The following is an 11,959-nucleotide window of genomic DNA, read 5'->3' on the forward strand; positions in this document are numbered from 1 at the left end:
CACTGTTGAGTTCTCAAGCAACCGACACGCACCGAATCCAACCCGTTCCCAGGCCTTCACTCGGGGCAACTTCTCAAAGCTACCAGACTCATTCCCGCGTCTCAACTCGCCGTTTCCGGTGAAGCCGATCCGCCTGAGCCTGCCGCCCCGTCGATCCCGTGGCACGCAGAGGTGTCTCCGAGAACTTCTGAGGGGTGGCCACCCGGGGGATCCAGCCACTTCGCGGCGGCTCCGAGGAGCTTCGCAGTGGTGTCTGTTCCTCCCTGCCGGGCTGACTTCGAGAACATTACGCGGCGTCCGGCGGCTCCGTCAACTCGCTGCCCCGTCTCGCCCCCGCCCCGCCGCGCCGGGCACCCGCGGTGCCTCCCTGAACCGGACCCTGTCGCCCGGCCTGACCTGCGCCGCCGCGTCGAGCGCCCCTCCCACGACGACCCCGATCACGGGGTACCCGCCCGTGACGGGGTGGTCGCGCAGGAACAGGACGGGACGCCCGTCGGGCGGGACCTGGATCGCGCCGGGGACGAGCCCCTCGCTCGGGAGCTCGCCCGTCCGCCGGTCGATCCTCGGCCCGGCGAGCCGCAGGCCCACACGGTTGCTCGCGTCGGAGACCTCGAACGTCCCCTCCAGGAGGGCTCGCCAGGCCTCGTCCCCGAACCAGTCGTCGCGCACCCCGCGGAGCACCGCGAGCTCGACGACGCCGACCACCTCCGCGCGGGGAGCGATCGCGTCGACCACGGGCAGCCGCGACGGGCGGGGACCGATCGCCACACGGTCCCCCACCCGCAGTGGAGCGGGCCCCAGCCCCGCGAGGACGTCGAACGAGAGCGAGCCCAGCACCGGGGTCGCGGCGAACCCGCCTCGCACCCCCAGGTAGGCCCGCGTCCCGTGCGCGGCGAACCCGAGCCGCAGCTCGGCGCCCGGCCGCGCCTCGAGCAGCGACTGCCTCCCCACGGGTGTCCCGTCGAGCGTCGCGGGTACCTCTGCTCCCGCGAGCGCGAACGTGGCTCGTTCGTGGAACCGCACCGCGAGCCCGCCGAGGGTGACCTCGAGCGCCGCGACGGGGCCGTCGTTGGCGAGCAGACGGTTCAGCAGGCGCAACGCCCCCTGGTCGGCTGCCCCCGACCGTCCGACCCCTGACGCCGCCCAGCCCGGACGTCCCGCGTCCTCGAGCAGGGTGAGCGGCCCCGTGGCGAGGATCTCGACCCCTCCCGCGACAGGGCGCGCCGCCGCACCGGAGAAGGGCGTCTCGCGACCGGGCCGGGCCTCCGCGGCCGGCGCACCCGCGCGGTCGGCCCCGGGGTGCCCCTCGTCGAGGTCGGGAGGGGCTCCGTCCTCCTCGGCGGCGTCCGCGCCGGCGTCCCCCGCCAGCCGGTCGACGGCCCGGAACCGCACACGGGTCCCCGCCGTCAGCAGCGCAGGCGGGTCTCGGTCGACGTCGAACAACCGGGCGTCGGTGCGTCCCAGCAGGCGCCAGCCGCCCGGCGTCTCGCGGGGGTAGACCGCCGTGAGGCCGCCCGCGAGCGCGACCGATCCTGCGGGCACGCGCGTCCGGGGCGTCGCGAGGCGCGGGGCCGCGATGGTCGGGTCCACGTCGGTCAGGTAGCCGAAGCCCGGCATGAAGCCGCCGAACGCGACCACGTACCCGCGCCCGCGGTGCCGGGCCACGACCTCGGCGACGGACAGGCCCGCCCACGCGGCGACGTCGGGCAGGTCCTCGCCGTCGTAGACGACGGGGATCTCCACGACGCTCCCCTCCCCCGGGTGCGCCACGGCCGTCCGGGAGGCCCACGCCTCCCGGACCGCGTCCTCCACCCTGGCCAGGTCCGCCGTCGTCGCCGCGTCGTCGAGGACCACGAGCACCGTGCGCGCCGCGGGCACGACGTCCACGACGCCGGGTACGTCCGCGGCCTGCAGCGCGGCGGCGAGCGCGTGCACCTCGTCGAGCCCTGCGACGTCGGCCAGGAGGGCGTGGTCGCCGTACGCCCGGATGCTCGGCGCGTGCGGCTCGCCCGATCCCGTCGGCACGGTCACCGCCCGATCGCCTGCACGACGACGCCGCTCGCCTCGAGCGTCCTGCGCACCGCGGTCAGGAGCGCTACCGCGCCGGGGGTGTCGGAGTGGACGCAGACCGAGTCCGCCTCGACCGTGACCTCCGATCCGTCCGCCGCGACCACGATGCCCTCGGCCACGAGGCGCAGCGCGCGCTCGGCGACCTCGACGGGGTCGTGCAGGACCGCTCCCGGGGTCCCGCGGGGCACGAGCGACCCGTCGGGTGCGTAGCCGCGGTCCGCGAAGACCTCGCGCACCACGGGCAGCCCCGCCTCCCGGGCACGCCGCAGCACGGCCGAGCCGGGCATCCCGACGACGGGCAGGGTCGGGTCGTAGGCCGCGACCGCGTCGACGACGGCCGCCGCCTGCTCCTCGTGCCGGACGATCGCGTTGTAGAGCGCGCCGTGCGGCTTGACGTACCGGACCCGGTCGCCCGCGAGGCGGGCGAACGCGTCGAGCGCGCCGATCTGGTAGACGACGTCGGCGGTCAGCTCGGCCGGCGCGACCGCCACGAAGCGGCGACCGAAGCCCGCGAGGTCGCGGTACGCGACGTGGGCCCCGATGCTCACGCCCCGCTCGACCGCACCGCGCGTCACGCCACGCATGATCGACGGATCGCCCGCGTGGAAGCCGCACGCGACGTTCGCACTGGTCACGAGGTCGAGCAGGGCGTCGTCGTCCGCGAGCGCCCACGGCCCGAACCCCTCGCCCAGGTCGGCGTTGAGGTCGATGCGGCGCCCGGGCGCCGGGAGGTGTGCCATGCCCCCATCATGGCCGAGGGCACGCGTGTCGGTCGTGACCCGCGGGTCACGACCGGCTGTACCGTCTGGTGCGGTCAGGCCATCGAGGGCTCTGCGTCGACCAGGTCGGCACGGATCTGCTCCCTCAGCTCGGGCGTCGGTTCGTGCCCGTGCTTGCTGATCATGTGGTCGTACGCGGCGTCGAGGACCTCTTCCTCCTCGCCCGCGATCGTCAGCGTGCAGTTGATGACGCTGGGTGTGGTCCGACAGTCGACCATCTTCCTCATGTGTTCTCACCTCCCCTCACGCGGGCCCCGTCGTCGGGGCTCCGGCGGGGGCGGCGTCCGTGGGCTGGGCGGGCGACGTCTCCGGTCCTTCCACCGTCCTCCCCCCGGGGAGGGGTGTCAACGGCCCGACGGCCGGACACCCCTCCCGTTCGTGGGTGCACCCGGGTAGATTTCCGCGGGTGACGACCTCCCTGCGCCCCGCGACCCCCGACGACGCCGCCCGCCTCGCGGAGCTGGCCGCTCTCACGTTCCCGCTCGCCTGCCCGCCCGGCTCCGACCCTGCGGCGGTCGCCGAGCACATCCGCGCGCAGCTCTCCCCGGAGAAGTTCGTCGCGTGGGCCGCGAGCCCCGACCACGCGCTGCTCGTCGCCGAGGGGCCCGAGCAGGTCGCCGACCTGGTCGGCTACGCGCTCCTCGTGCGCGGCGTGCCCGACGACGCGGACATCGTGGCCGTGGTCGGCGACGAGCCCACGGTCGAGCTGTCGAAGATCTACGTGCACCCCGCCGCGCAGGGCACCGGGGTCGCGGGCGACCTCCTGCGGGCCGCGCTCGACGCAGCACCGGCCCTCGTCCCGGACAAGGCCGTGTGGCTCGGTACCAACGGGGAGAACGCGCGGGCCCAGGCGTTCTACCGCAAGCACGGTTTCGCGTTCGCGGGCACGCGCACCTACGTCGTGGGCGGCGAGGCGCACGACGACGTCGTCATGGTGCGCCCGCTCGACTGAGCCCGCCGCCCGGCGTGCTGCGCGACGGCGCGACGCCGAGGACGGGCCCGCCGGGGCTCGGCGCTCCGTAGGTGACCCCGCGAGCCGGGCGACGAGCGCCGGGCTAGTGGTCCACCGGGCTCGCGGCACCGTCCCCCGCGTCGTCGGGGTGGAGCGGCAGGAACACGTGGACGTGCCCCTGGTCGGCGTCGACGCTCAGCCCGTCGAGCTGGGTCGCGGCCATGGCCCACGTGTCGGCAGCGCGCAGCCGGAGGTCGGCCGCGAGCGCCAGGAGGGCGGCGCGGGTGGGCTCGGCGGCCTCGCCGGCCAGCACGAGCGTGTCGACCGTGTCGCCCAGCAGCGCGATCGAGACGCCCAGCCCGTTGCGCGTCACGTTGTACCCCGACGCGCCGGACGGCAGCGCCTCGGCCTCGGCCGTCAGGGCCGCGAGCTCCTCGCGCCAGCCGGAGACCTGCTCGGGCGTCGCGGGTGTGCCGGGCGAACCGTCGAACGGCAGCGCGACCGACAGGTCCTCCATGGTCGGGGCGAGGCGCTCCTGCGCGGAGACCGCGAAGTCGGTCACGACGCCCAGGTTCTCGACGTCGCGCGCGGCCTCCGCGGCCTCGAGCTCGGCCACGCGCGCCGGGTCGGCGACGTACGCACCGGGCGCTCCGGCGTCGGGCCGTTCGACGGCCCGGACGACCGCCGCGACGACCAGGGTGACCACCGCGAGCGCGGCGACCGCGAGCCAGGCTCGACGTGCGCGGGAGAGGTACCGCGGCCACCGGGCGCGTTCGCGCTCCGGCGGCCGCGGGCGGGGACGGCCGGCACCGTCCCCGGTCCGGGGGCCCGCTCCCCGAGCCGTCGCCGAGCGCGCCGTGCGCTGGGCCGTGCTGCGCCGGGCGGACGTGGTCCGTGCCACGGGAGAACTCCTGTCGTCGTGGGAGCGGGAAGGCTGTGGTCGTCGGGTGCGTGTCCGGCCGCGGCTCGCCGTGCGTGCCGCGGCCGGGCCGCTCCCCCGGCGCGGGAGCCGTGCGCGGCAGGCGCCGCCCCCGTGGGGGCGACGCCTGCCGCTCGTGCATCAGCCGCAGGAAGCGGCCGCGTAGTCGACGGTGAACGTCGACGTCCGGTCACCGATCGTCGCGACCACGGTGGCGGCGCCCGCCTCGACCGACGTCGCGCGCGAGGCGAACGACTGCGCTGCGGACTTGCCCGGGGCGACACCCGTGAAGGTCTTCGTCCCGAACGGCGTGGTCACCTTGATCGTGGCCGGCGCGTCGTCGGTGTTGACGACCCGCACGTTGACGAGCGCCTTGCCCGCCGTGCACTGCGTGCGCACCACGACCTCGGCCGTGACCCCGCCCTCGACCGCCGGCACCGAGAGGGTGAGCGGCTCGCTCACGTTCCCGGCGACGTCGACCGCGCGGTACGAGACCTCGACGGCCCCGTCCCCGACGGCGAAGGGCTCGGTGTACTCGAGCCACTCGTCCGCAGGGGTGTCGGCGAGGCGGTACTCGACCCGGGCGAGGCCCGAGCCCGTGTCCGCGCCGGCCAGGGTGACCGTGCGCTCGGACAGCTCGGCCTTCACGGTCGGTGCCGTGGCGTCGATCTTGACCACGTGCGCGACCTCCTGCGACACGTTGCCGGCCTCGTCGGTCGCGCGGAAGGCGAGCGAGTGCTCGCCACCCGTCGTGAGCTCGATCCCGGTCGTGTACGGGGCCCAGGCGCCGTCGGCGACCTTGACCTCGATCGACGGCGCCTGCGAGACGTCGTCGGTCGCGGTCGCGGAGACCGTCACGGCCCCGGTGTTCCAGCCGGACGCGCCGGCCGCCGGGTCCTGGGCGACGGTCACGACCGGCGCCTGCGTGTCCTCGTCACCCGTGGTGACGTGGAACCAGTCGAACGCGACCGTGACCGGGACCTCCTGCTCGGGGCCGATGGCCACGAGACCGAAGGACGTCAGTGCCGCGTCGTTCGTGACTGGCGCCCCGAGGGACGTCCAGTTCACGCCGCCGTCGCTGACCCAACCCTGGTAGGTGTTGCCCACCTTCTCCATGCGCAGGTACCAGTAGCCCGACTCGGTGGTGTCGGCGATCTCGAGCTGGCGGTTGCCGCCGCTCGAGGCCGCGTTCTTCTCCGACGCGAGCTCGGCACCCAGGTTCAGCGGGGTGCCCGGCTGGTTCTTGGCGACCACGTCGAGCTTGACGTAGTTGTCGTCGTCGCCGTACGCCATCAGACCCGCGTACTGCCAACGGTGCAGCAGCGGAGCCTTGAAGCGGGTCTCCGCGACCCAGTCACCCTCGGGGGCAGCCTGGAGCACGAAGTTGCGCGGGCTGACCGGGTTGTTGTTGTTGATGTCGCCCGGCTGGGTGGTGATGCGCAGCTCGCCGCCGGCGACCTCGACCTTCGAGGCGTCGTAGCGGACCACGTTGTTCCAGCGGCAGCCGTCGAGCGAGGTGCCCTCGAACTCGTCAGAAGGAACCCGCGTCCCACCGTCAGGTCCGTCCGTCGAGTCCGGCGTGACCTTGAACCAGTCGACCAGCGCGACCGAGTCGGCCGTGCCCGTGTCGCCCGCGGCGATGACGCCGAAGGTCGCGTTCGCCTTGACCGGGGCAGAGCCCGCGATCGCGGTCCACGTCTGGCCGTCCGCCGAGTACGCGGCCGTGATGGCCGTACCCGTCGAGGTCAGCTTGAGGTACACCGACGACGGGAAGCTCGCCGCGACGTTCGTCTGGCCGTGCCACGTGCGCGCACCGCCGGTCTCGGTCTGGAACTCCAGGAAACGGTTGCCGTTCTGGTTCTTCGTGAACGCGAACTTGGTGTACTCGTCGTCGTTCACGTGCACGAGGAGACCCGCGTGCTGCCAGTGCCGTGCGAGCGGGACCTCGACCTTGGTCTGGATCTCCCACGCCCCGGCAGGTGCCGGCTGGCCCAGGTAGCTGATCGGGCCCGGGACCGCCTCGTTGATGTCGCCCTGGACGACGGGCAGGACCGCCTTGCCGTCCGCGACCGTGATCGACTTCCCGGGTGCGGTGCGCACCACGGTCCAGCGACCGGTGTCGAGCGACGCGGCGTCGAACTCGTCGGACTTCTGCGCCGCGCACTGCGGCGGCGTGCCCGTACCCGGCTCGGTCGGGTCGACCGGGTCGTCGTCGAACGTGAAGTCCTGGAACTCGACCGCGCTCTGGTTCGAGCTGTGCGCCGTCACGAACAGGCCGACGTCCTGGACCGACGCCGCTCCCGGCAGGGACACCGGGTCGCCGATCTGGGTGAAGTTCTCGCCGTCCTTGCTCCACGACGCGGTGTACAGGTCACCGTCGCGCTCGATCCGCACCCACGCGGGGTAGCTCGACGAGCTCGCCGCGGACGACGTCACGAGCTGGCCCGCAGCGTTGCCGCGCAGCCACTCGAAACCACCGTTGGGGCGGATGCCCAGGGCCGCGTAGCCCGGCGACTTGCCCGGCTGCGTCACGTCGTTGCGGACGATCAGCCCTGCCTTGGCGGACCCGTTGGAGTTGCCCTGGCTGTTGATCCTGACCGTCGCGGACCACTTCTCGTCCGCCCCGGCCTCCTTGTAGATGGCCGAGTACTCGTCGGTGCCCTGCCACATGTTGGCACCTGCAGAGGTCACGAGGTACTTGCCCTCGGAGAGCTGCTCGAACGTGCCGTTCGCGTTGGTGAAGGTCTTCATGCCGGCGAACAGGTCGCCGACCTGCGCCATGACGATGCGGGACTTCGTGGTGAGGCCCTTGTCGTTCGTGGCGACCGCGGTCAGCTTGTAGTAGTTGTCCGCCGTCGCGTTCCACGTCGTGGTGTACGGCGCGGACGTGTCCGTGCCGATCGACTCGCCGTTCACGAAGAACTCGACCTGCGTGACCGTGTTCTCGGCGTCCGTCGCGGCGGCCGAGACCGTGATCTCACCCTGCTCGAGCTGGACGCCCGCCTCGGGAGCGGTCACGACGACCTCGGGGCGGGTCGTGGCCGAGATGCCCTTGCCGTGCGCCTCGATGAAGTTCAGGCGACGCTCGCCCGCACCGGGGAACACGACGTACAGCGTGAAGCTCTCGCCCGGGTCCGCCACGTCGACGCGCACGTCGGTGAAGGTCCCCAGGCCGGTCTCCGGGACGGAGGCCGTGGCGAGGAGCTCGCCGTCGGGAGCGTCACGACGCAGCTCGACGGTGCCCGCCTGGGCTGCCGAGACGCGCAGCGACAGGGCGCTGATCTGGTGGAGGTTGAACGGGTCGTACGAGGACCAGGCCCCGTCCTTGCCCGTGATGACGGACCCGCCGCCCTCGACGTCCCGGCTCGGGAGCTGGGTCGTGCCCTGCGAGGACGTCTGGAACTCGGCCTCACGCTTCTTGCCGAAGACCAGGGTCGTGTCGGAGCCGGTCAGCGCGGGCACGTCGCCCTCGCCGCCGCCGTCGGTGTACCGGGCATCGAGCACGTAGAAGACGTTCATGTCCTCGCCGTGGCCACCGCCCAGGCCGGTCTCGACCGAGCCCGTGGTGCCGTGGAGCGGCTCGGACGGGTGCGCGTGCGCGTCGTGGCCCAGTGCGGGCTGGATGATGACGTTCTCGTCGACGATCGAGGCGTCCTCGGCGTCGGTGACCTCGACGTCCCAGTCGATCCGGTCGCCGAAGTCGAAGAACGACCCGGTCGGCGGCAGGTTGAAGTCGACCTCGGGGCGCGTGTTGCCGACCGTGATCGGGACCGTCGCGGTGCCGACCTTGCCCGACGGGTCGCTCACCGTGAGGCGGGCGTCGTAGACGCCGTTCGCGGTGTAGGTGTGCACCGGCTTGGCGTCGGTCGAGTCGGTCGTGCCGTCACCGTCGAAGTCCCACGCGTACGTGAGGGCCTCGTTCTCGGGATCCGTGCTCGCGGCACCGTCGAACGTGACGGTCAGCGGGGCCGTGCCCGAGTCGGGGGTGGCAGCCGGCTTGGCCACCGGTGAGCGCGATCCGGAGACGTAGTCGATGCGGTGCAGGCCCGAGTTCGGGTTGTCACGCCCGAACCCGCCGCCCCAGTCGAGCACGTAGAGCGCGCCCTCGGGGCCGAACGTCGAGTCGATCGGGGCGAGGAACTGCTCGTTCGACAGGAAGGGGTTGACCTTCTCGACGGCGGCGCCCTTCGGCGTCGTGTCCTTGAGGTCGATCGAGTACATCTTGTTGCGCGCCCACTCGTAGAAGAAGGGCTTGCCGTCGTAGTACTCGGGGAACTTGGTGTCCGACACGAGGTCGGCGTCGTAGCTGTAGAACGGACCACCCATGGGTGCGAGCCCGCCACCGGCGTTGATGACGCCGGGGGCAGAGGTGCGCTGGTAGCCGTAGTACATGTCCGCGGGCTGGGCCGCGGGGAGCTGCGTCAGACCCGTGTTCAGGATGGAGTCGTTGACCGGGGCGGCGCAGTCGAAGTTGGCGCCGACCGTCACCGGGTTGGTGCGGTAGTCGACGTCGCGGAAGGGCTCGTTCTTGCCCATGCACAGGGGCCAGCCGAAGAAGCCCGGCTCCTGGATGAGGTTCCACTCGGCGATGCCCGCGGGGCCGCGGTTCGCGAGGTTGTCCGAACCGTTGTCCGGGGAGTAGTCGGCCACGCCGAGGTTGCCCGTGGCGGGGTCGATCGTGAAGCGGAACGGGTTGCGGAAGCCCATGGCGTAGATCTCGGGCAGCGTCTTGTCGGTGCCCGGGGCGAACAGGTTGCCCTCGGGGATCGTGTACGTGCCGTCGGCCTCGGGGTGGATGCGGAGCACCTTGCCGCGCAGGTCGTTGGTGTTCGCCGACGTCGCGCGCGCGTCGTGCAGCCGGCCCGGGCGCTCGGAGATCGGGGCGTAGCCGCCCGAGGGCTCGGAGTGCGGGTTCACGTCGTCGCCCACGCCGATGTACAGGTCACCGGTGCGGTCGTCGAAGATCAGGCTGCCGCCCGTGTGGCCCGGCTCGTCGGGCAGGCGCCCGGCCGGGACCTCGATGAGGACCTTCTCCGAGGCCGGGTCGATCACGGTGCCGCCGGGACCGCCGTCGGTCACGGTGAAGCGCGAGATCCGGTTGAAGAAGTTCTCCGGGTTCGTGTCGTCGGCGCTGGCCGGCGAGTAGTACTGGTACAGGTACCCGTTGGTCGCGAAGTCCTTGTCGAGCGCGAGGCCCAGCAGGCCGTCCTCACCACCGGAGTACACGGGGATGGTGAGCGCGGTCGTGGTGTTCTGGGTGCGCGGGTCGTAGACGCGGATCTGTCCGCGCACGAGCTCGGTGAAGAACACGCGGCCGTCGGGGGCGACGTCCATGCCGAACGGCGCGCTCGTGTTGGTGTCGAGCGCGACCTTCTCGAACTGGCCCCAGTCGGTGCCGCCGCAGTCGCCGGCCACCTGGCCGGACGCCCACTGGACGCCGCCCACGATGTGCTGGACCAGGTCCGGCTCGCCCGTGAAGTGCGCACCGAAGTGACCCATGCCGGTCATCCAGGCGCGGCCTCCGTCATAGGGCTTGCACCACGAGATCGGGTGGTCGGCGCCCATCTTGTTGCCGCCCGCGTCGTACGTCGACTCGTCCATCGTGGCGAGCACGTGCGCGCTGCCGCGCACGTTGGCCGAGTAGTTGTACCACTCGTCGGCGCGGTTCCAGCGCTGGTCGAGGTGCGACGTCGAGGGGTGCACGCGGTCCTCGACGCGGACCGTGCCGGGCAGGCCCGGGCTGTTGCCCGTGGCCGCGTGACCGGGCATGAGCGCCCCGATCATGTCGTCCCACCAGCCGTAGTTCCCGCGCATGTCGGTCGCGTTGTGGATCGCGACGATGCCGCCGCCGGCCTGCTGGTAGCGCTCGAGCGCGGCCTTCTGGTCCGCGTTCCACGGGTCGCCCGACGTCTGGAACATGACCAGGGCGTCGTACTCGGCGAGCCCGGCGTCGGTGAAGACCGAGGAGTCCTCGGTGTGGTCGGACGCGATCCCGACGTCGGCGAACGCGGCCTCGAGCACGGGCGTGCCCTGCGTGATCGCCTCCGAGTGCCGGAACTGGGTCGTCTTGGTGAAGATGAGGACCTTGCGGTCGTCACCGGGAGCATGTGGTCCGTCGTGGGCGGTGGCCATGGTCGCGGGCGCGAGAGTGAACGCCAGAGCTCCGATGGTCAGCGCCGCGACGGCTCTTCCCCGCAGGGGAAGTCGCGCAGCCTTCATGTGTCTTGCCTCCAGGGCAGTCGGCACGTGGCGAGAGTCCGTGCCCCGCTCGTCGGTGAACGGGGCCGCACGTGCTGTGAAGAGATACGTCGTCCCACGGCGTGCCGGCGCCGTCGGTCCTGCGAAACGAGGTGGTGCAACCTACCGGTCGGTCAGCCGCGCATCAGTCCTTTCAGGAAGGCCAGGCCATCGACAGCGATGGCGTCCTGGGTGGGGGCGAGCGACCGCCAGATCGAGGCGGCCGTCGCGATGGTCGCGTTGTCGGCGGTGAACGACTCGATGCACAGGGAGCCGTCGTAGCCCACCCGGTCGAGCGCGCCGAGGAACGCGGGCCAGTCGAGGTGATCGCTGCCGGGGGCCCCGCGGTCGTTGCCGCAGACCTGCACGTGCGCGATGCGGTCCCCGGCGCGCGTCACCGCGGCGGCCAGGTCCGTCTCCTCGATGTTCATGTGGTAGATGTCGAGCATGAGCCCGATCCCCTCGGTCGGGAGGGGTGCGACGACCGCGAGCCCCTGGTCGACCGTGTTGACCAGGCTCGTCTCGTAGCGGTTCAGGGGTTCGAGACCGATCCGCACCCCCGCGGCCATGGCGTGGTCCACGACGGGCGCGAGGTGGTCGACGAGCTCGGCGTACGCGGCCTCGCGCTGGCCGGGGGTCAGCCGCCAGGTGCGCCCGACCGACGCGTACGCGGGGCCGCCGATCACCCGCGAACCGACCGTGTGCGCCAGGTCGACGACCTGGCGCAGGTAGTCCTGGGTCCGGCGGATCGTGCCGGCGTCGGCTGCGACGAGCTCGCGCCCGGGCCCCATGACGAGGGACACCGACGCCCCGAGGCCGTGGTCGTCGAGGACGCCTGCGGCCTGCTGCGGGTTCCAGTCGGCGACGTCCTCGACGGGCAGCTCGAGGACGTCGAACCCCCACCCGGCGACGCGCGGGGCGATCTCTCGCAGGGAGGCGTCGGTCAGGGGCGAGGTCCACACCCAGGTGTTGACCCCCAAGGGGCGTGTGCGGGCCACTGTG

7 protein-coding genes are annotated in these 11,959 nt (G+C 72.6%); 1 reads left to right on the forward strand and 6 read right to left on the reverse strand.

Annotated features, from left to right (window positions below; translation table 11 throughout):
• Nucleotides 1–309: 309 nt before the first annotated feature.
• From pxpB to H9623_RS17450, 3 genes are all read right to left on the reverse strand, one after another.
• Nucleotides 310–2,031, reverse strand: coding sequence for a 5-oxoprolinase subunit PxpB (gene pxpB / locus H9623_RS17440; RefSeq protein ID WP_321575522.1), 1,722 nt, complete (start codon nt 2,029–2,031; stop codon nt 310–312).
• A complete protein-coding gene (locus tag H9623_RS17445; RefSeq protein ID WP_193721288.1) occupies nt 2,028–2,810 on the reverse strand; it encodes a LamB/YcsF family protein in 783 nt (260 codons plus the stop codon). Before H9623_RS17445 ends, pxpB begins: the two co-directional genes overlap by 4 nt.
• A gap of 74 nt (nt 2,811–2,884) precedes the next feature.
• Nucleotides 2,885–3,076: a DUF1059 domain-containing protein gene (locus H9623_RS17450; protein WP_193721289.1), complete on the reverse strand. Its 192-nt coding sequence runs from the start codon at nt 3,074–3,076 to the stop codon at nt 2,885–2,887.
• Nucleotides 3,077–3,255: 179 nt separating this feature from the next.
• Between H9623_RS17450 and H9623_RS17455 the strand changes: the two genes are divergently transcribed.
• Complete coding sequence (locus H9623_RS17455; RefSeq protein ID WP_193721290.1) at nt 3,256–3,801, forward strand: GNAT family N-acetyltransferase; 546 nt, start codon at nt 3,256–3,258, stop codon at nt 3,799–3,801.
• A 103-nt stretch (nt 3,802–3,904) separates the two neighbouring features.
• Here the strand turns inward: H9623_RS17455 and H9623_RS17460 are convergent, their stop codons facing one another.
• From H9623_RS17460 to H9623_RS17470, 3 genes are all read right to left on the reverse strand, one after another.
• A complete protein-coding gene (locus tag H9623_RS17460) occupies nt 3,905–4,702 on the reverse strand; it encodes a hypothetical protein (RefSeq protein WP_193721291.1) in 798 nt (265 codons plus the stop codon).
• Between the two features lie 159 nt (nt 4,703–4,861).
• Nucleotides 4,862–10,939 (reverse strand): ThuA domain-containing protein, encoded by a 6,078-nt coding sequence (locus tag H9623_RS17465; protein ID WP_227748864.1) that lies wholly within the window; start codon nt 10,937–10,939, stop codon nt 4,862–4,864.
• A gap of 152 nt (nt 10,940–11,091) precedes the next feature.
• The gene (locus H9623_RS17470) at nt 11,092–11,955 is read right to left on the reverse strand and encodes a sugar phosphate isomerase/epimerase family protein (protein WP_193721293.1); all 864 of its coding nucleotides are present in this window, start codon (nt 11,953–11,955) and stop codon (nt 11,092–11,094) included.
• Nucleotides 11,956–11,959 lie beyond the last annotated feature (4 nt).

Source organism: Oerskovia douganii (assembly GCF_015142735.1).
GTDB lineage: Bacteria > Actinomycetota > Actinomycetes > Actinomycetales > Cellulomonadaceae > Oerskovia > Oerskovia douganii.

Bases quoted from the DNA above. Each gene is read 5' to 3' on its own strand.
- H9623_RS17445 (WP_193721288.1), bottom strand. From the start codon at position 2,810: ATGGCACACCTCCCGGCGCCCGGGCGCCGCATCGACCTCAACGCCGAC.
- H9623_RS17450 (WP_193721289.1), bottom strand. From the start codon at position 3,076: ATGAGGAAGATGGTCGACTGTCGGACCACACCCAGCGTCATCAACTGC.
- H9623_RS17465 (WP_227748864.1), bottom strand. From the start codon at position 10,939: ATGAAGGCTGCGCGACTTCCCCTGCGGGGAAGAGCCGTCGCGGCGCTG.